Genomic DNA, 19,610 nt, shown 5'->3' on the forward strand with positions numbered 1-19,610 from the left:
TTTTTTTGTAAAATAAGGAAGCGCTTTCAAAAGGCGCGGCAACACATTTTTGACAAGGGGAGATTCCACAATGGGAAAGACAAGCCCGACAGCGAAGGCCATGTCTGAGAAGCAGACGCCTGTCCAGTACTCGTCTATCATCCGGTCGGCGACGTTTCAGGAACTGCTAAGACGCAAAAAAGCATTCATCGTGCCCTACTCCATTTTCTTCTTCTTGTTTTACTTCACTCTTCCCATCATGACCTCCTACTTTCAAGTGTTGAACAAACCGGCGTTCGGAGCGATTACCTGGGCCTGGGTATTTGCCTTTTGCCAGTTCATTATGACCTGGGGACTGTGCATCATCTATTCGAAGAAATCGCGGCAGTTTGATGAGCTGGTCGAAAAGATCAAGCAAGAGACAGGAGGCAAAGGCGTATGAATGTGATGGCATTTTTACTCTTTTTGGGAATTGTTGTGCTGACGCTCGTCATTACGTATTACGCCTCCAAACGGACCAACAACACGAGCGAGTTTTACACGGCGGGAGGCGGATTGACCGGCTGGCAGAACGGGCTTGCCATCGCCGGCGACTACATGTCGGCGGCCTCTTTCCTCGGGATTGCCGGAATGATCGCCCTCTCCGGCTTCGATGGCTTCTTTTACAGCATCGGCTTCCTCGTCGCTTACCTCGTGGTGCTGTACATCGTAGCGGAGCCGCTGCGCAATCTGGGCAAGTACACGATGGCGGACATGATTGCGGCCCGCTTCGAAAACAAGCAGGTGCGCGGAGTGGCCGCGCTAAACTCCATTGCCATTTCGATTTTTTACATGATCGCCCAACTGGTGGGGGCTGGCGCTCTGATCAAGCTGCTGCTCGGTCTTGACTACACCACCTCTGTTCTGATCGTAGGCGTGCTGATGACGATTTACGTCGTGTTTGGCGGCATGACGGCAACCTCCTGGGTGCAGATCGTCAAGGCGGTTCTGCTCATGGCCGGCACCTTCATTATTTCCGTAATGGTGTTTGCCAAGTTTGATTTCAGCGTGGCCCAGATGTTCGAGCAAATGAAAACGGCAACGCCGCTGGGAGAAAAGTTCCTGAATCCCGGGAACAAATTCAAGGACGGCCTCGATACGATTTCGCTCAATCTGGCGCTCGTTCTCGGTACAGCCGGACTGCCGCACATTCTGATGAGGTTCTTTACGGTTAAGGACGCCCCTACGGCCAGGAAATCCGTTGTGCACGCGACCTGGATTATCGGCCTGTTCTACGTCATGACGATTTTCCTCGGGTTCGGTGCGGCCGCATTTGTCGGAGCGGACAAAATGGACCCGGCCGGCAATATGGGAGCGCCGCTGCTTGCGCAATTTTTGGGAGGCAATTTCCTCTTTGCATTTGTATCCGCCGTCGCCTTCGCTACCATTCTGGCGGTGGTGGCCGGGCTCGTACTGACTGCCGCCTCAGCGTTTGCGCATGACTTCTACGGCCATGTCCTTCGCCAGGGAAAGGCTACGGAAAGAGAGCAGATGGTCATGGCGAAATGGGCTTCCGTCGGTGTATCGGTGATCTCGATCCTGCTTGCCCTGTTTGCCCAGAAGCTGAATGTGGCATTTCTGGTTGCTCTTGCCTTTGCGGTGGCGGCCAGCGCGAATTTGCCGGTCATTATTTTCACCATCTTCTGGCGCCGATTCAATACTACCGGGGCTGTCGTCGGCATGCTGGTCGGTTTGTTCAGCTCGCTCATTCTGGTTTTCCTCAGTCCGAACATCTGGAATCCGGAGGCCGGAAAGGCGATTCTGGTCGGAGAAGCGCTGTTCCCGCTCTCCAACCCGGGAATTGTCTCGATCCCGCTCGGCTTCCTCGCGGCTTGGCTGGGCACCTTCTTCTCGAAGACAACCGACAATGCCAAATACGAAGAAATTGTCGTCAAAGCCAACACCGGCATGAAGGAATCCGCGTAGTCTCTGTACAATTGTAAAAGCAAAATGAAAGATGTCGGGGGCGCCTCCGGCATCTTTCCTATGAAACGGGGGAGCGGCGATGTCATCGGTCATCTTCTTTTGCAGCGTCATTATCGGCACGCTGTTCATCACGTATTCAGCGGCAAGCCGAACATTCAATACGAGGGAGTTCTACGCCGCGGGAAACCGGATGACCGGCCTGCAAAACGGGGTGGCCATCGCCGGCGATTACATGAGTGCGGCCTCGTTTTTGGGCATCGCCGGGACGATTGCGATCTACGGCTTTGACGGCTTTTTGTACGCGATCGGCTTCTTCGTATCGTATTTGGTCATGCTGTTTTTGATTGCGGAGCCGCTCCACAATCTCGGGAGATATACGCTCGCGGACGCGATTTCCGTCCGGTTTGAAAGCAAACGGCTGAGAGGGGCGATTGCCGCCGTCACGCTCTTGATCACGGTTTTTTACATGATCGCCCAATTGGTTGGCGCGGGGGCGCTGATCCACTATCTGCTCGGAATCGATTATGCCGCGGCGGTGATGGTCGTCGGAACGCTGATGACGATTTACGTCGTATTCGGTGGTATGGAGGCTACCTCGTGGGTGCAGATCATCAAAGCGATACTGCTGCTGACTGGAACGCTGATCGTCTGTCTGATCGTGCTGTCACGCTTCCACTGGAGCATGCCGGAGCTGTTCGCGCATGTCAGCGAAGCGACACCGATGAAGGAGCGTTTTTTGCACCCGGGAAACAAATTTCATCAGCCGCTGGACATCCTCTCGCTCAATCTGGCACTGATATTGGGTACGGCCGGTCTGCCGCACATCATCGTCAGGCTGTTTACGGTAAAAGACGCACCGACGACCAGACAGTCCATCGTGACCGCGACATGGGTCATGGGCGTGTTTTACCTGATGACGATTTTGCTTGGGTTCGGCGCGTCCGCTTTCATCGGATGGGATTTTATCCAGGATGCCGGATTCGGGGGAAATCTGACGGTGACGATGCTCGCGGAAGCGCTGGGCGGAGAATTTTTGATGGCCTACATATCGGCTGTGGCTTTTGCAACCATTCTCGCAGTCGTCACAGGTCTTGTGCTGTCTGCCTCATCGGCATTTGCCCACGATTTGTACAGCCATATTATCCGCAACGGGATGGCTTCCGAACGAGAACAGGTATGGGTCGCAAAAATATCCTCGGTAGGGGTTGGAGCGGTGTCCATCTGGCTGGCGATCGGCGCTCAAAAAATGAACGTGGCCATCCTCGTGGCGTTGACTTTTGCCGTCGCGGCATCAGCCAACTTTCCACTGATTTTCTTTACCATCTACTGGCGGCGCTTCACGCTTCAAGGAGCGTTGACAGGGATTGTTACCGGTGCCTTCTCTGCCCTCATCCTCGTTTGCCTCGGGCCGTCCGTCATGGACCCCGAGAGTGGAATGATTCTCGCCGAGCCGTTGTTTCCGCTCGCCAATCCGGGGCTGGTGTCAATCCCTCTCGGCTTTCTCGGAGCGATACTCGGCTCGCTGGCAAGCAAACCGGCGCCTGGCGCGTCTGAACACTACGATGCCGTTTTGTTTCAGGCGCACACCGGCAGGCGAGGTGGGCTGCGGCAAAGGGGACTTTCGAAAAGCGAATAATCGGCAGCCCTTCGGACAACTCTATAAGTCAGGAGGGGAAGCGAAATGAGTACGGAAAAAGAGACTCAGGCATCGACTGAGTTGGATGTCTACGAGCAGACCCGGATTTCTTTGGAAGCGTTGGTCCGAGAGCTGTGCGATGCGCTGGATGAGGCCGATGTGGAGGCCTACAAGAAAAAAGGATACGAGATGATCGGCCACTATTACAAGAAGCCAGTACATACGGGTGAACTGACGCTCACTTTGGCTGCGGTCCTGGAAGACATTTTGCACAAATTGGAAATGACCCAGCAGGGCGACCAGGTAACAATGGTCAGGGGGTCGTACAGTATCATGAAGATGGATGAAGAATGAAAGAGTGGGAAGACCCGTATGGCGGGTCTTTTTTGCCTTCTGTTTTCTAGACTACCGCCCGTTCATTTCATGGTAAGATAAGGGGAAGAGCAGCAGGGGAAAAGGCAGGAGGAAGACCCCATGAAATATGTGAGCATCGATCAAGTAGAGCCGGGCGATGTCCTGGGCAGAAGCATTTATACGAGCGAAGGTCTGACCTTGTTGCAGACCGATGTTCAGCTGACCGTTGGCATGATAAATAAATTGCGTCGTTTTGGCGTTACGATGGTCAGCCTCAAGGACCCCAACCTGCAGGATGTCAATACGGAAGAGGTTCTGAGCGAAGCGACGAGAAAGGACGCGATCCGCAATTTGTCCGCGGCAATCCAATGCGTGCAGGCGGGAAAAGGGATCGATGTGCGCGGAGTCCAAAAGTCGGTTAACAATATCGTGGATGAGACCTTGCGAAACCGTCGGGTGCTTTTGAATCTTGGCGAAATTCGCACGAATGACAATGCCTTGTACATCCACTCGCTTAATGTTTGCATGATGGCTGTCGTCATGGGAGTCGGCTTGGGATATTCCGTCAATCAGCTGAAGGAGCTGGCGATCGGCTCCTTGCTTCATGACATCGGGAAAGTGATCAAAGACGAGGAAGACGCTTCTCCCTACAAGCAAAACAGTATCGAGAATCACCACACGTGGACGGGATTCAACCTGCTGCGGAAAAAGCATGAGATGAGCATCGTTTCCGCGCATGTCGCTCTGCAGCACCACGAGTGGGTAGATGGCAGCGGCATTCCCAGAGGCTTGATGAACCAGGAAATCCATGAGTTTGGGAAAATCGTCGCGATTTGCAATGCGTACGACAATTACATCTCTCCGTTTTCCGAGGAAGAAGAAACACTCCCTCCGTATGAAGCCTGCGAGCGGATCATGGGGCTGGCTGAGAAAAGGTTTGATCACAATATGGTCATTCAGTTTTTGCGGACGATTGCCATGTACCCGACAGGGACTTCCCTGAAGCTGAGTACGGGAGAGGTAGGGATCGTGATCGATCAAAACAGGGGATTGCCCTCGCGGCCGGTGGTCAGAATTATCCGGAAAGACAGAGCGGCCAACGAGCGCATGGGGGACGATCACGAGATTCGGGATGTCGACTTGAGCGAAGAGACGACGATCTTTATTACAGGCGTTTTGGAATAAGGAGAACAGACAGAAATCAGGGAAAAGTTTGCCTGATATAGGGGAGTTTCCCTACATACACCATCCTTTGTTTTCCCTAGAATGAAGTCAGAAGAGGGCAGGTGGCCTTTGCCCGATGACGAGGAAAAGGATGGTGCAATCATGTCTATTCTGGTGCCGGTAGATGCTACGCCACAGTCCATGCAGGCTGTGAAGTTTGCTTTGGCTTTTGCGAACGGAAAAAACGAGATTTGTCTCCTGCATGTCATTCCTCCGTTTTCGTCCAGATTTGCTGTCAATCAATTGGGAAACAAGACCGTGCAAGAATTTCAACTGGATGAAGCGAAAGAGGACTTGAAGGGTATCGTCGAACTGGTCGAGCAGGCAAAAGTGCCGTACAAACTGAATATTCAGTTTGGAGAACCGCATGAAGTCATCGTGTCCTGCGCTCGCGAAGGACATACGGCTGTTGTCATGGGGACTCATGGATACGGCAGAATGACTGGTTTTCTCATGCAGAGCGTCAGCTACCCAACGATTCACGATGTGGAGATTCCTGTATTTCTGGTGCCTGAAGAAGCGGTGGTCAGAGACAAGTGGAAAACGGTGCTTATCGCGGTCGACGGCTCCGAACACGCCATGAAGGCAGCACGGCAAGCCATCCGGATGGGAAAAGAGGATGGCACCCGGTTTGTTCTTCTCACGGCCGTGATCCCTCCTGTGGCTTACGCGGGCGTATACGGAATCGGCTGGGAAGACAGTGCCACGCTGGAATCCTGGGGGAAACAGACGCTCCGTCCATACGAGGAGCTTTTCGAGCAGTCGCAGGTTCCTTATGTGAGCAAGGTATTGATAGGAGACCCGGCTACGCTGATCAAGGAAGTTGCCCAAGAGACAGGAGCAGATGTAATCGTCCTTGGCCACCATGGTATGGGCGGTATTGCAGGGACACTGATGGGCAGCGTCACTTTTAAGGTGATATACCGGACGAAAACGCCGCTTTTGGTCGTGAAATAAGAGAGAAGACATTTTAAAAATCGCAAAGAAGCGGAAACAGACAGACTGTCCGGGGAGCATATCCATATCGGACAGTCTGTTGTGCTGACAGCGATTACCACTGCTCGGTTTCGAGGGACGGCTGCCGTTTCGATTCCGACAGGAGAAGGCTTTCTTCTTTCAGAGATTGCGGCGGTTCTGCATCCATGATTTTGTTGACACCGAGGCAGCCCAGCAAGAGGAGGACACCAGACACGGAAAAGACCGTGATCAGAGAAGTCAACTCCATAAAGGGGCCGGCCACAAACGAACTGATCATCACCAGTCCCACAAAGAGCGGTGTCATTGTTCCGTTCACGCGCCCCACGTAATCTTTTGCTACCAAATGAATCATTTTCATGCTGAGCACAATTTGCAAAAATGCCAGCAGCACACCCGTAAGCAGCCGCATTGTCGCAGTCAATGGAACAGCGGTGGAAAGAGCCTCAACGACGACCGAGATTGCAAAAAAGACAATGGCGCCGTGGATGACCAGCTTTCCATTTAACTGCTTGTGCAGGGCGGAGGCGAGGACGCCCCCGAGCAGCATGCCGACACCCTCCAGAGCTGTAAACCACTGGATGGATTCTTTCGGAAGCTGCAAGCGGTCTGTCACGAGAAAGACCTCCAGCGGATTGATCAGACCAGAGCTGAGGCCAAGCATGGCAAACATCCAGACGATGCCCCGAAGATGCGAGTGGCGTCGGACATAGCGAATGCCATCCTTGATTTCAGCCAAGAGCGAGGCCTTCTCACGAGATTCACCATCGGAAGAAGCGCGCTTGGACGAGGGCAACCCCAAGAGCATGAACGCAGACAAGAGGAACAAGAGCGCCATCGCGAACAAAGAGACATAGACGCCGGATGCCTCATAGACAAACGTTCCCACGATCGGGCCAAAGAGGATAAAGAGAGAGCCCATGCTTTGGGAAACAGAGATGGCAGCCCCTACCTGTTGTTCTGGAACGTGGATTTTAAAGACTTTGGCAGAAGCCGGCTGCGAGAATTGGGAAACGACAGCTGAAACGAAGGTTGCGAAAAAAACGGCGGACCAATAGCCTTTCCAAAGCAGTACGGCAATCACGCAGACGGAGAGCGAACTCATGAGATTGGCGGAAATCATGGTGCGCTTCGGATCCCAACGGTCTGCCAGGGCGCCGCCGATCACAGAGAACAACAGAATGGGAACATACTCGATGGCAGTCAGCAGCGAAACAGCGGTCGGGTTGTTGCCGCTGATTTCCATGACGAAGAAGAGCAGCGCCATGTTACGGATCCAGATGCCGATATTTTCCAAAAGGTCAGAAGTAAAGACGATGAGAAATACGCGATTGCGCCAAAGTTCCTTCACCTAGAATCCTCCTATTCATCTTGTAAACCGAACGGTCGGTCTAATAAAACCGTAAAAAAAGGGGCTATTTTTTCCCCGTCCCCTTTATGAACACGTCAACAGACTTGCGGATGTAAGATTGAAGCTTGTCTGGATGGTCGTAGTACGCTGCGCTGCAAACTCCGCCAAGAAAGCCTTCCAGAAGATAGGCCAGGGTTGCAGGATCTTCCGCTTCAAATTCACCTGCCTCTATTCCCTTTTGAAAGATGGGAATGTAGACGAGATGAGTTGTTTTCGTCAGGTTGATCACTTGCTCCAGAATCCCCGGATCGGCCAGCTTGCTGCCGCTGAACTCCTCGGCAGCCTTTTTCAAGGGATGATTTAAAAAATCGTCAACGTAAAAATCAGCCAATGCATACAGCTTCTCGGTCGCCGTGGAATAAGGAGCGGAGTATTTTTCCCATTTCTCTTCCCATTCCTGCTGATTCTTTTCCAGCAAATAGAGAAATAGCTGCTCCTTGTTCTTGAAATGGTAGTAGAGGCTTCCTTTGCTTGAGTTGGCTGCATGACAAATATCCTCGATTGAAGTGGCGGCATACCCCTTTTGGGCGAATAGTTCCGTTGCTTTTTCGGCGATATGTCGCTTTGTTTTTTCGCCTTCGAGACGGCGGCGTGACATGGCGGTTGCTCCTTTTCTAGACTGAACGTTCGGTTTATATTAAAGGTACAACATATTCGCGTGTTTGGCAAGGGAGAGACATCTTTTTCCTTTCATCCGCAGTCAAGGTCAACATTTTCAGCTACATATAAATGGATCAAACAGTTAACCGCTTCACTAAGCTTGCCAATCGAGGCGCAGCCGACTGAAAAACCGAAGGCGGGGGAAACTGGAACTAATCAGCGGGGAGGAAGGAGATGCTACATGTTTGTCGGTTGTCACGTAAGCATCAGAAACGGGTATCTGGGAGCCGCCAAGACAGCCTTTGCGATCGGAGCCAATAGTTTTCAGTACTTTCCGAAGAACCCGAGGAGCATGGGGGTCAAGGCTTTTGACGCAAAAGATGCGGAGGCATGCCGGCGCTTTGCCCAGGAGCGTGGACTGGTCTCTATCGGCCATACTTCTTATCCGACAAATCTAGCGGTCGACGAGGAGGATATGCGCGAGCGGACTGTCAAACACCTACGGAATGATTTGGAGATCGCGGAAGCGTGCGGCTCACTCGGTGTCGTCGTTCACTTTGGGCATGCAAAGGGCGGAGAGCCGCTGGAGGGGTACAAGCGGATGATCAGGCTGTTGGATGAGCTGCTGCACGATTGGCGGGGAGAGGCCAAAATCCTGCTCGAGAACAATGCGGGGCAAGGAAGCAGGATGGGAACGACGATCGAGGAACTGGTCCAGGTGCGCTCCTTGCTGGCGGCGCCTGACCGCGTAGGATTTTGCCTCGATACCTGCCATGCTTTCGCCAGCGGACTATGGAGGGGGAGCAATTGGAAAGAAGTCGCGGCCCATATGCGAAGCTCCGGCTATTTTTCATCCCTTGCCGCTGTTCATTTAAATGACTCGGTGTATCCAAGCGGCTCCTTTCGCGACAGACATGCTCCTGTCGGCAGGGGAGAGATTGGTCTGGAAGCTTTTTCCGAATTCCTGCAAACGCCGGAACTAGCCGAAGTCCCTATCATCCTGGAGACCCCTGCGCCGGCAATCGGAGGCCATCGGGAGGAGATTTTATTGGTGCGGAAGCTGGCAGATCGGCAGGAAGGCGTCTTTGATCTGGAAAAATGACCGATCCCTGTGGTAGAGTGAGGGATGGAGATTTGTGTGTCGAAGTGTCGAACCAAGGAGGAACATTAGTGAAACGACGAGTAAAGGTAACGATCCAAGATTTTTCCTCATTGCAGGAAAACCTGAACAATCCCGAAGAGCTCGCCCTCTATCAGGGAGCCAACGGACATACATACGATGCGGAAATTGAGCACGATGGCTATGCCATCATCGATTTGACGGAGGATGACTATATCGAGCTTGCCCCTGGCGAATATCAGATCATGATTGAAGAGTGGACGAAGGCAGGGACATTGGGAGCCTATACGCTGGAAACCAAGTCGGACCCGGCCGACAACAAGGCGATGCTGTATCGTCTCGTGGATGCGTCCGGAAATGAGAAGGAACAGCCGGTGTCGCTTTCCAAACAGGTCGTCGAGCTTCTGGCCAAGGTTTGGTTTGGGAAAAAAGCAAACAAGGAAGAATAAAAAAGACACGTTGACCGATCAAAGCCACCCGTGTTGAAGGCTGCAGGCAGTTCAAGATCACTCCGGCCAGAAACCGGCCTGACAAGCGGGATGGATGGCCAGCAAACAAAAAAAACGCCGATGCATCGTGAAAGCGCATCGGCGGTTTTGCTGATTTTTACATTTCTTCCGGAGCTGCGATCCCGAGGATGCGGAGCCCTTCCTTCAAGACAGAAACAACAGCCGCTACCAGCTGGAGACGCGCATTTTTTACAGCGTCCTCTTCGGCCAGAATGCGAACGTTCGCGTAGAACTTGTTGAAGGCCTGCGCGAGGTCGATCACGTACTTCCCGATTTGGGAAGGGTCGAAGCCGCTTGCAGCGCGGTCTACCACTTCCGGGAACGCATTCAGCAGGGTAACAACAGACCAGGCTTCTTTGCTGTCCAAAGCTTCCTGCGGCAAGTTTACGGAAGCGGAAGGCACATAGCCGCCTTTTCTAAGCAGGGAGCAAGCCCGTGCGTGCGTGTATTGTACGTATGGCCCTGTTTCCCCTTCAAAGGTGAGCATCTCTTCCCAGGAGAAATTGATGTCATTGAGGCGGTAGTTTTTCAAGTCGTGGAAGATGACAGCGCCGACGCCAACCTGACGGGCGACTTCTTCCTTGTTGGCGAGCGCAGGATTTTTTTCCTCGATCACTTTTTTGACATCCTCGATCGCCTGTGACAGCACTTCTTCCAGCAGGACGACCTTGCCCTTGCGCGTAGACATTTTTTTGCCGTCCTTCAGCATCATGCCAAACGGGATATGGTACATTTCTTTTGCCCACTCAAAGCCCATTTTCTCCAGTACCTTGTAGAGCTGCTGGAAGTGGAGGCGCTGCTCGTTTCCGACTACGTAGAGGGCCTTGGCGAAGTCGTAGGTTTCATGGCGGTAGAGGGCTGCGGCAAGATCACGCGTCGCGTACAGGGTGGCGCCGTCCGATTTTTTGATCAGGCTTGGCGGCATGTCGTATTCATCCAGCGTCACGACCAGCGCGCCGTCCGATTCCGTCAGCAGGCCTTTTTCCTCCAGCATGGCGACGACGCGATCCATCTTGTCGTTGTAGAATGCTTCGCCGTGCGTAGAGTCAAAGGAAACATTCATCAGCTCGTAAATCTTCATGAACTCCTTCAAGGATTCATCGCGGAACCACTGCCACAGATGGAGCGCTTCCGCGTCTCCGTCCTCCAGCTTTTTAAACCATTCGCGGCCCTGGTCTTCAAGCGACGGATCCCTCTCGGCCTCTTCGTGGAAGCGCACATACAGGCTGAGCAGCTCCTTGATCGGTTCCGCTTTTACTTTGGCTTCGTCGCCCCAGAGGCGATACGCGACGATCAGCTTGCCAAACTGCGTTCCCCAGTCGCCCAGATGGTTGATGCGGACAGGCTGGTAGCCGTGCTTTTCCATGATGTTGGCAATGGCGTTTCCGATCACGGTCGAGCGCAGGTGCCCCATGGAAAACGGCTTGGCGATGTTGGGGGAAGAAAGGTCGATCGGAACCTTCCGTCCTTTGCCGATGTCGCGGCTGCCGTAAGCGGCTCCTGCGGAGAGGATGGTTCCTACTACTTCGGCAGCGACACTCTGTTGATCAAGAAAGATATTGACGTACGGACCGGCCGCTTGGACTTCACGAATGGGCGTGCCCGAGATCAGCGGTGCCAGCTCGGCTGCAATCGCGGGAGGCGCTTTGCGCAGAGCCTTTGCCAGTTGAAAGCAAGGGAAGGCGATATCGCCCATGGCGGGATTGGGAGGCGTCTCCAGCATATTTTGTACTTGCTCGGTGCCGAGGGTATCTACTCCCTGTTTGGAAAGGGCTGCCGAAATCATCTCAGCCACTTTGTGCTTGTAACTCATAGTGATGCAAAACTCCTTTCATGTAGAAAAAATAAAAAACCTCTCAGTCTCTGTATATCAAGAGACGAGAGGTGTTCTCCCGCGGTGCCACTCTTTTTGCCATGCTGCCCGTAAGAGGCAGACAACACAGCCGCTTTGTCCTGCGATAACGGGCAGACCCGGCTGTCTTACTTGCTCCGGAGAAACCGGACAATCAGACAGCATCTCCGAGGTGCGATTCCTGCCGCCATCCTGCACCGGGCTTCCACCATCCCCGGCTCGCTTGGGCAACTTTGACGAAGTACTTTCCTCATCATCGATCATCATGATTTCCATACATTATAGCGAAAAGAACGCGGTTTTCGCAACTCATTCATCCGTTTTTTTTATGATGGCGTCCAGGTCGCGGAACAGGTCGCGGGTCAGCGATTCCTTGTCTTCCGTGGAGTTCCATTGCTGCTTAAACTGCTGCAGCTTCTCGAGCAAGGCGAGCTCCGCTTCGGCGTCCTTTTCCAGACCGTGGTTTTCGCTCGGATCGAATGGCATCAGCCGCTCATCCGTGCCGCTGCGAAGATAGGGCGTTTTCCAGTTGTCGGGGAAGTGATAGTCCTGCTCGCTGAACAGAATCGCCAGGACATCGTCCGATTCGAGCGGGAGGAAGTGTTCGAATTCGTCCCGCCTGCCCCCTTCGGACAGATTGATATGTGTAAACGAATACCGGAGATAGTGTTGGCCGTCTTCCCGATCCTTCACGACGGAGTAAGCCTCGAAGTCGGTTTGTTCCAGCTCTTTTACGGTTTCAATTCGCGACAAAAAATCGTGTTTGTCACAGGGAAGTAATGGATCCAAAGCAGTTCGCTCCTTTGCTTGGCTTCGACCTCATCATAGCAAAAGGGGCATGGATTGACAATGAGACGGGACAGCAGGCATGGGAGAGCTGGATACTAGTCGATCGGGATGTAGATTTTTATTTTCATTTGGTCCGGGTACACCGACTGGCGGACATCGGTTATTTCAAAATCGGGTCCTTCGCGGCGCTCGTAGTTGGAGTTGGGAAGCCATGTGCCGTATATATAGGTTCTGGTGCTTTGGACAGAGTCGCTCACCTTGAATTCCGCGTATTTCCCCGCCGGAAGCAGATAATGGACAAAACCGTCCTCCAGCTCGCAATCCAGGTCTCCCACCTCTTCGCCGACGATGAATGTAAAATCGCCGTTCTCGCGGAAATCGCACGAGATGCCGTAGGCCATGTCAGGCGCGACCTTTTTGGGAATCCGGAGATAGTAACCGTTCTTCCCGAAATCGGCATAGAAGCCGGGAATTTCCTCATAGTATTTTTCGTTATTCAAGTTTGTCTTATAGGCGTATCCGACAATGGCAATGCTGCTTAATTGGACGATGGCAGGCTTGTTCATGCTGATTTCTCCCTTCACGTTTTTTTGATATTCAAGAAAATCCAGTTTCTTTTGCGCCGCGATATGTATGTCCGCCTTCCGGTACTTGGCCGGGGTGATGCCAAAAGATGCTTCAAATGCCCGGGTAAACGCCTCCTGAGAGCCGTATTGGCAGGCGATCGCCAAATCAAGGATGCTCATCCTGGTCTGTTTCAGCAAAACAGCGGCTTCGCTCAGCCTTCTTTTCCGGATGTACTCATGCACCGAAAAACCGGAAATTGCCTGGAACAGCCGTTGAAAATGGAAGGCGGAAAAACAGGCTTTGGCGGCGATGTCCGCAATGGCCACCTCCTCGTGAAGGTTGTTCTCGATAAATTCGATGGCGCATTGGATTCGTTCGTAATAGTCCATACACGACCTCCAGTTCCCACACATGTGATACCTGTATTGTACAGCTCGAGCCACAACTTTTTTTGATTTTCCGTGCGGAATAGCGGATGAATGCAACAAAAACAGGCCCCAAAAACGAAAAAAGAAGCCTGAGAGACCAGGCTCCTTTTTCGAACCGTATCTTAGCAGTCGTTATTGCACCCTACGATGACCAGCAGGATAAACAGAACGAGCACCAGGGCGAAGTTGTCACCGAAGATGTTGTTTCCGCAGTAGGATGTACTCATGTCGTTTTCCTCCTTTCCTGTATGCTTTAGTCTATACGCGGACGAGGAGAAGAGTGTGGGCGATTGACTATGCAGGGGAAATATGGGCGCGGGTCTCGCGTGGATACGGACAATTTCTTCATTGACGTGGGGAAGGGGGGGTGTTAAGATACTTTCAAACATTGCAATTACTGGAACGAACCGAATAAGAAAGCGACATCTCTTATCCAGAGAGGCAGAGGGACTGGCCCGATGAAGCCTCGGCAACCGGAAATTTCAGGTGCCAATTCCAGCAAAGCCGTGTGCTTTGAAAGATAAGAGGATGCGTCAAGCGTGATTGTATTCGCGGGCAAATCCTCTTCTGCACACAGGAGAGGTTTTTTTATTGATCTGAGATGATCTGCTTTGGGAAAAGGAGTCTGCCATGAAACCGAATTTTCGCGAACAGCTTTACCGAAAAATTCTGATACTGGACGGCGCGATGGGGACGATGCTCCAGCAGGCCAACCTGACTGCCGGGGACTTCGGAGGCGAGGAATACGATGGCTGCAACGAGCTGTTGAACCTGACCCGCCCTGACGTCATCCGCTCGATTCACGAGAAATATCTCGAGGCGGGGGCGGATATCATCGAGACCAACACATTTGGCGCGACCTCCATCGTCCTGGCCGAGTACGACGTGGCGGAAAAGGACCTGGAGATCAACATCGCCGCTGCCAAAATCGCCCGGCAAGCCGCAGATGCCTATTCCACGGAAGAGTGGCCTCGCTTTGTGGCGGGGGCAATGGGCCCGACGACCAAAACGCTCTCGCTGACGGGCGGGGTCACCTTTGACGTGCTGGCTGAATCGTATTATCGCCAGGCAAAGGGACTTCTGATCGGCGGAGCGGATGTGCTGCTCCTGGAAACCTCGCAGGACACGCTGAATGTCAAAGCGGGCGGCATCGGCATTCGCAAGGCGTTTGACGAGCTGGGAACGGAAGTCCCGGTCATGCTCTCGGGGACGATTGAACCGATGGGCACGACACTGGCGGGACAAAACATCGAAGCATTCTACGTCTCGCTCGAGCACCTCAAGCCTGTCAGCATCGGGCTGAACTGCGCGACAGGACCGGAGTTCATGCGCGACCACATCCGTACGCTATCCTCTCTTGCAGACTGCGCTGTGAGCTGTTACCCCAATGCCGGCCTCCCGGACGAGAACGGCCATTATCACGAAACCCCGCAGGGACTGGCGGCAAAGGTCAAGGCATTTGCCGAGCAAGGGTGGCTGAATGTGGCAGGGGGCTGCTGCGGAACCACGCCTGAACATATCCGGGCGATGGCGGAAGCGCTGAAAGATTGCAAGCCGCGTCCCCGCCAAGAGAACGCAGTGAGCGCCGTATCCGGGATCGATGTCGTCTACGTGGAGCAGGACAACCGTCCGCTGCTGGTCGGAGAGCGGACAAACGTCATCGGGTCCAAGAAATTCCGCGATCTGATCGCAGCCGGACAATATGAAGAAGCGTCCGATATCGCCAGGGCCCAGGTCAAGCGCGGCGCTCATGTCATCGACATCTGTCTGGCCGATCCGGATCGCGACGAATACGGCGATATGGAAAAATTCCTGCAATACGTTGTCAAAAAAGTAAAGGCTCCGTTGATGATCGATTCCACGGACTCGCGGGTCATGGAGCTCGGCCTGAAGTACTCCCAAGGGAAGGCCATTCTCAACTCGATCAACCTGGAAGACGGGCTGGAGCGTTTTGAACAGGTCATGCCCTTGATCCATAAGTACGGTGCCGCGGTGGTCGTCGGAACGATTGACGAGATCGGTATGGCTGTCACGGCAGAACGGAAGCTGGAAGTGGCGAAACGCTCCTATGATCTTTTGGTCAATCAATTTGGCTTAAACCCGCGGGACATCATTTTCGACCCGCTTGTGTTCCCTGTCGGTACAGGAGACGAGCAGTACATCGGTTCGGCCAAGGCGACAGTCGAGGGAATCCGCCTGATCAAGGAAGCGATGCCCGAGTGCAAGACGATTCTCGGCGTCAGCAACGTATCGTTTGGTCTGCCCCCGGCGGGCCGGGAAGTGTTGAACGCCGTTTTCCTCTACCATACGACTGTGGCCGGCCTCGATTATGCCATTGTCAACACGGAGAAGCTGGAGCGTTACGCTTCCATCCCGGAGGAAGAGAGAAAGCTGGCCGAAGCGCTCCTGTTTGAGACGACGGACGAAACGCTGGCAGCCTTTACGGATTTTTACCGGCAAAAGAAAAAGGAAGCCAGGGTGGAGGCGTCTTCGCTTTCACTGGAAGAGAGACTCGCGAGATATGTCGTGGAAGGCTCCAAAGACGGACTGGTGGACGATTTGAAGCTTGCGCTCAAAAAGTACACACCGCTGGAGATCATCAACGGACCGCTGATGACGGGGATGGAAGAAGTGGGCCGGTTGTTTAACAGCAACCAGTTGATCGTGGCGGAAGTGCTGCAGAGCGCTGAAGTGATGAAGGCGTCTGTGTCGTTCCTGGAGCCGTTTATGGAAAAAACCGAATCGGCGGCAAAAGGGAAGATTTTGCTGGCAACCGTGAAAGGCGACGTCCACGATATCGGGAAAAACCTGGTGGAAATCATCCTTTCCAACAACGGCTACGAAGTCGTCAATCTGGGCATCAAGGTTCCGCCGGAGCAGCTGATCGCCGCTTGCCGCGAGGAGAAGCCGGATGCGATCGGTCTGTCCGGTCTGCTGGTCAAATCGGCACAGCAAATGGTCATCACGGCACAAGATTTGCGCGAGGCCGGTATCGACGTGCCGCTGATGGTGGGCGGAGCGGCTCTGACGCGTAAATTTACCTCGAACCGGATCGCCCCGGAATACAAGGGAATCGTGCTGTATGCCAAGGATGCGATGGACGGTCTGGAGCTGTTCAATCGACTGCAAGACCCGGGAGCGAGAGCGCAGCTCCAGGCAGAGCAGCAGGAGGCCAACGAAGCGGCGGCTTCGGTCCAGGCATCCCCGGAGGTTGAAAAACCGTCCAAGCCGAAGCGCTCCGCGGTCAGCCGGACGCAGCCTGTATACCTTCCGCCGGATTGCGAGCGGCATGTGCTCCGCAACTATCCGCTCAGCCATTTGCAGCCGTATCTGAATTTGCGGATGCTCCTCGGGAAGCATCTCGGCGTGCGTGGGAATGTCGACAAATTGCTGGAGAGCGGGGACGAGAAAGTGACAGAGCTGCACGATCTGGTGCAGGATCTGCTTGCCGAAGCGGTTCAGACAGGCTCGATTGTCGCAAACGGCATCTACCAGTTTTTCCCCGCGCAGGCGGATGGCGACGAAATCTTGATCTACGACGCCCAGGATCATTCGCGTGTCCTGGAACGCTTCCAGTTTCCGCGCCAGCCGGAGGAACCATACCTCTGTCTGTCCGACTTCCTGCGCCCTGTGGAAAGCGGGGAAATGGACTATGTCGGATTTCTCGCGGTCACGGCGGGCAGAGGAATCCGCGAGCAATCCGAACGTTTGAAGCAGCAGGGAGATTATCTCCGTTCCCACGTCTTGCAGGCGCTCGCGCTGGAGCTGGCCGAGGCGTTTGCCGAGCGGGTCCACCACGTGATGCGGGACAGCTGGGGCTTCCCGGACCCTGCCGAAATGACGATGCTGGAAAGATTCGGTGCGCGTTATCAGGGCATCCGCGTTTCCTTTGGATACCCGGCTTGCCCCAACCTCGAGGATCAGGCCCAGCTGTTCCGCCTGCTTGCGCCGGAGGACATCGGCATTCAGTTGACGGAAGGCTTCATGATGGAACCTGAGGCTTCTGTGACGGCGATGGTGTTTTCTCACCCGGAGGCGCGGTATTTCAATGCGGGCCCATCCGTTTTTGAGATGTAAGGTCTAGATGTGAATGGAGAGAAGGGATGGATTTTGTCAGCGGATAAAAAAGATTTGCGCGCGTATTTGCAAGACAACCTGCTGATCGGGGATGGAGCGATGGCGACGCAGCTGTACCGCACAGGCGTGCCGGTCGGCGTCAGCTTCGAAGAGCTGTGCCTCTCCAACCCCAGGCTGGTGCATGATGTGCACAAGGCTTATTACGACGCCGGTGCGAGGCTGTTGGAAACAAACACGTTCGGCGCCAACCGAGATGCGTTGTCCCGTTACGGCCTGGAGCATAAAGTGACGCGGATCAACCGGGCAGCTGTGGCGATTGCCCGCGAAGCCGCGAAGGAAGACGCCTTTGTGGTCGGCAGCATCGGCTCGATCCTGGCGGGGCGGGTCCGCCAGAAGGCGATGGATGAGTTCCGCGACCAGTTTGAAGAGCAAGCGATTGCGCTGATCCATGCAGGGGTCGATGGACTGATCCTGGAGACGTTTCTCGATGTCGAGGAAATGCTGCTGGCGATCGAAGTCATCCGGCCGCTCACAGGCCAGCCATTGATTTGCCAGTTGGCAACGTTGGAGGTCGGGCGGACGCGAGACGGCTACACCTTGACCGAGGCGTTCTCGCTCCTGCAAAAGGCGGGAGCCGACATCGTCGGTTTGAACTGTCGCCTGGGCCCGGCTGAAATCCTGCGCTCCTACGAGCAGGTCCAGGTGCCGGAGGGGGCCCTGCTGTCCGCTTTCCCCAACGCCGGACGGCTCGGATTGACGGATGGAGAGTACGCCTACAAGTCTTCGCCGGAATATTTTGCGGAAAGCGCGATGCGGCTTAGAGAACAAGGCGTCCGACTGCTGGGCGGCTGCTGCGGGACGACGCCGGACCACGTCGAAGCGATGGCCGACGCGCTGAAGGGACTCGCTCCGCAGAAGCGGGTGAATCCGTCGGCGACCGAAAGGGAACCGTCCCACTCGTCTTACAATGTCAGGGACAGACAAAAGCCGAGCATCGTCGAACGGGTTAAAACGGGGACGACAATCATCGTCGAGTTCGACCCGCCAAAAGACCTTGATACCGAAAGCTTCTTGCAAGGATGCTGCGAATTGCACAAGGCGGGGGCCGATTCGATTACGCTGGCGGACAATTCTTTGGCCAATGTACGGATGAGCAATATGGCGCTTGGCGCGATCATGAAAAGCCAGTACGGCATGGACCCGCTTATTCACATAGCTTGTCGCGACCGCAACCTGATCGGCCAGCAATCGCATCTGATGGGCCTGCACGCGCTCGGCATCGACCAGGTGCTCGTCGTGACCGGCGACCCGTCCCGGTTCGGAGATTTGCCGGGGGCAAGCTCCGTGTTTGACGTCACTTCTTTTGACCTGATCCGGATGGTCAAGCAGCTGAACGAAGGCATATCCTTCTCGGGACGTCCGCTGAAGCAGAAGGCCCAGTTTATCGTGGGCGCTGCTTTCAACCCCAATGTTCGCCAGATCGACGCGGCGATCAAGCGGCTGGAGAAAAAGGTGGAGGCCGGCGCTGACTTTATCATGACGCAGCCGGTCTATGACGCGGAAGCGATTCGGCTCGTTTACGAATCGACCAAGCACATCAACATTCCTGTCTTTATCGGCATCATGCCGCTAACCAGCCAGCGGAATGCCGAGTTCCTGCACAATGAAGTGCCAGGGATCAAGCTCTCGGACGAAGCGCTGGAGCGCATGCGCAAGGTGAAGGGCGAAGAAGCCAGACAAGAAGGGATCAAGATGGCAAAGGAACTGCTCGACGCGGCTATTCCGGTTTTCAACGGCATCTATCTGATCACGCCATTCAACTATTACGCGATGAGTGTAGAGCTGATCCAATACGTCCGGCAAAAAAGCAGCCTGCTGCAAACGTCAGTCCAAGTCTGACAGCAGCGGATCATGCTAACACGAACCCTTGTTTGACTGCCGAAGATGATTTCGGATGACGTCAGCAGGGGTTCTTCTTTTTGTCAAACTTCGCCGGAACCGTGCGGATGGCCAAGCAGTGCTGTTTTTTCGAGAAATCCGTTGGAGCCAGCGGACGGTTGGTGTTAAGCGATAGAGGAACCAATGAGACTAGCGGAGAAGTTAATCAAAAAATGCAGAACGGGT

Annotated in this window: 16 protein-coding genes, 1 riboswitch and 1 other annotated feature; of the genes, 10 read left to right on the top strand and 6 right to left on the bottom strand. The window is 54.2% G+C overall.

What is annotated here, in order from left to right; genetic code table 11:
* Positions 1-70: 70 nt before the first annotated feature.
* The 6 genes from Q3F21_RS08610 to Q3F21_RS08635 all read left to right on the top strand — a co-directional run bounded on the left by Q3F21_RS08610 (position 71) and on the right by Q3F21_RS08635 (position 6,115).
* Positions 71-421: a DUF485 domain-containing protein gene (locus tag Q3F21_RS08610; RefSeq protein ID WP_340251374.1), complete on the top strand. Its 351-nt coding sequence runs from the start codon at positions 71-73 to the stop codon at positions 419-421.
* The gene (locus Q3F21_RS08615) at positions 418-1,944 is read left to right on the top strand and encodes a solute symporter family protein (RefSeq protein WP_340251376.1); all 1,527 of its coding nucleotides are present in this window, start codon (positions 418-420) and stop codon (positions 1,942-1,944) included. Before Q3F21_RS08610 ends, Q3F21_RS08615 begins: the two co-directional genes overlap by 4 nt.
* A gap of 79 nt (positions 1,945-2,023) precedes the next feature.
* Positions 2,024-3,580 (top strand): solute symporter family protein, encoded by a 1,557-nt coding sequence (locus Q3F21_RS08620; protein WP_340251378.1) that lies wholly within the window; start codon positions 2,024-2,026, stop codon positions 3,578-3,580.
* A 45-nt stretch (positions 3,581-3,625) separates the two neighbouring features.
* A complete protein-coding gene (locus Q3F21_RS08625; protein WP_340251381.1) occupies positions 3,626-3,934 on the top strand; it encodes a hypothetical protein in 309 nt (102 codons plus the stop codon).
* A 120-nt stretch (positions 3,935-4,054) separates the two neighbouring features.
* Complete coding sequence (locus Q3F21_RS08630; protein WP_340251383.1) at positions 4,055-5,119, top strand: HD-GYP domain-containing protein; 1,065 nt, start codon at positions 4,055-4,057, stop codon at positions 5,117-5,119.
* A 141-nt stretch (positions 5,120-5,260) separates the two neighbouring features.
* Positions 5,261-6,115: a universal stress protein gene (locus Q3F21_RS08635; RefSeq protein WP_340251385.1), complete on the top strand. Its 855-nt coding sequence runs from the start codon at positions 5,261-5,263 to the stop codon at positions 6,113-6,115.
* A gap of 94 nt (positions 6,116-6,209) precedes the next feature.
* Here Q3F21_RS08635 and Q3F21_RS08640 read toward each other — a convergent pair whose 3' ends face one another.
* A complete protein-coding gene (locus Q3F21_RS08640) occupies positions 6,210-7,484 on the bottom strand; it encodes an MFS transporter (RefSeq protein WP_340251388.1) in 1,275 nt (424 codons plus the stop codon).
* A gap of 64 nt (positions 7,485-7,548) precedes the next feature.
* Positions 7,549-8,142, bottom strand: coding sequence for a TetR/AcrR family transcriptional regulator (locus Q3F21_RS08645; RefSeq protein ID WP_340251390.1), 594 nt, complete (start codon positions 8,140-8,142; stop codon positions 7,549-7,551).
* Positions 8,143-8,385: 243 nt separating this feature from the next.
* Here Q3F21_RS08645 and Q3F21_RS08650 point away from each other — a divergent pair, with 243 nt between their 5' ends.
* Positions 8,386-9,246 carry a deoxyribonuclease IV gene (locus Q3F21_RS08650; protein WP_340251392.1) on the top strand — a complete coding sequence of 287 codons (861 nt, stop codon included), beginning with the start codon at positions 8,386-8,388 and terminating at the stop codon, positions 9,244-9,246.
* 68 nt (positions 9,247-9,314) lie between these two features.
* Positions 9,315-9,713, top strand: coding sequence for a hypothetical protein (locus Q3F21_RS08655; protein WP_340251394.1), 399 nt, complete (start codon positions 9,315-9,317; stop codon positions 9,711-9,713).
* A gap of 157 nt (positions 9,714-9,870) precedes the next feature.
* Here the strand turns inward: Q3F21_RS08655 and argS are convergent, their stop codons facing one another.
* From argS to Q3F21_RS08675, 4 genes are all read right to left on the bottom strand, one after another.
* Positions 9,871-11,586: an arginine--tRNA ligase gene (gene argS, locus Q3F21_RS08660; RefSeq protein WP_340251396.1), complete on the bottom strand. Its 1,716-nt coding sequence runs from the start codon at positions 11,584-11,586 to the stop codon at positions 9,871-9,873.
* Between the two features lie 57 nt (positions 11,587-11,643).
* Positions 11,644-11,891: a binding site (T-box leader), on the bottom strand.
* A 43-nt stretch (positions 11,892-11,934) separates the two neighbouring features.
* Entirely contained in the window at positions 11,935-12,414 is a 480-nt protein-coding gene (locus Q3F21_RS08665; RefSeq protein WP_340251398.1) for a hypothetical protein, read from the bottom strand.
* Between the two features lie 95 nt (positions 12,415-12,509).
* Entirely contained in the window at positions 12,510-13,370 is an 861-nt protein-coding gene (locus tag Q3F21_RS08670; protein ID WP_340251401.1) for an effector binding domain-containing protein, read from the bottom strand.
* A 161-nt stretch (positions 13,371-13,531) separates the two neighbouring features.
* Complete coding sequence (locus Q3F21_RS08675) at positions 13,532-13,636, bottom strand: YjcZ family sporulation protein (protein ID WP_340251403.1); 105 nt, start codon at positions 13,634-13,636, stop codon at positions 13,532-13,534.
* A 199-nt stretch (positions 13,637-13,835) separates the two neighbouring features.
* A riboswitch (SAM riboswitch) is annotated at positions 13,836-13,936 on the top strand.
* A 103-nt stretch (positions 13,937-14,039) separates the two neighbouring features.
* Between Q3F21_RS08675 and metH the strand changes: the two genes are divergently transcribed.
* Positions 14,040-17,486, top strand: a complete 3,447-nt coding sequence (metH, locus tag Q3F21_RS08680) for a methionine synthase (RefSeq protein WP_340251405.1) — start codon at positions 14,040-14,042, stop codon at positions 17,484-17,486.
* 33 nt (positions 17,487-17,519) lie between these two features.
* Positions 17,520-19,385, top strand: coding sequence for a bifunctional homocysteine S-methyltransferase/methylenetetrahydrofolate reductase (locus Q3F21_RS08685; RefSeq protein ID WP_340251407.1), 1,866 nt, complete (start codon positions 17,520-17,522; stop codon positions 19,383-19,385).
* The last annotated feature ends 225 nt before the right edge of the window (positions 19,386-19,610 follow it).

The sequence above is a fragment of the Brevibacillus borstelensis genome (assembly GCF_037834415.1).
Taxonomy (GTDB): domain Bacteria; phylum Bacillota; class Bacilli; order Brevibacillales; family Brevibacillaceae; genus Brevibacillus; species Brevibacillus borstelensis_A.

Bases quoted from the DNA above. Each gene is read 5' to 3' on its own strand.
- Q3F21_RS08610 (WP_340251374.1), top strand. From the start codon at position 71: ATGGGAAAGACAAGCCCGACAGCGAAGGCCATGTCTGAGAAGCAGACG.
- Q3F21_RS08615 (WP_340251376.1), top strand. From the start codon at position 418: ATGAATGTGATGGCATTTTTACTCTTTTTGGGAATTGTTGTGCTGACG.
- Q3F21_RS08620 (WP_340251378.1), top strand. From the start codon at position 2,024: ATGTCATCGGTCATCTTCTTTTGCAGCGTCATTATCGGCACGCTGTTC.
- Q3F21_RS08625 (WP_340251381.1), top strand. From the start codon at position 3,626: ATGAGTACGGAAAAAGAGACTCAGGCATCGACTGAGTTGGATGTCTAC.
- Q3F21_RS08630 (WP_340251383.1), top strand. From the start codon at position 4,055: ATGAAATATGTGAGCATCGATCAAGTAGAGCCGGGCGATGTCCTGGGC.
- Q3F21_RS08635 (WP_340251385.1), top strand. From the start codon at position 5,261: ATGTCTATTCTGGTGCCGGTAGATGCTACGCCACAGTCCATGCAGGCT.
- Q3F21_RS08645 (WP_340251390.1), bottom strand. From the start codon at position 8,142: ATGTCACGCCGCCGTCTCGAAGGCGAAAAAACAAAGCGACATATCGCC.
- Q3F21_RS08650 (WP_340251392.1), top strand. From the start codon at position 8,386: ATGTTTGTCGGTTGTCACGTAAGCATCAGAAACGGGTATCTGGGAGCC.
- argS (WP_340251396.1), bottom strand. From the start codon at position 11,586: ATGAGTTACAAGCACAAAGTGGCTGAGATGATTTCGGCAGCCCTTTCC.
- Q3F21_RS08670 (WP_340251401.1), bottom strand. From the start codon at position 13,370: ATGGACTATTACGAACGAATCCAATGCGCCATCGAATTTATCGAGAAC.
- Q3F21_RS08675 (WP_340251403.1), bottom strand. From the start codon at position 13,636: ATGAGTACATCCTACTGCGGAAACAACATCTTCGGTGACAACTTCGCC.
- metH (WP_340251405.1), top strand. From the start codon at position 14,040: ATGAAACCGAATTTTCGCGAACAGCTTTACCGAAAAATTCTGATACTG.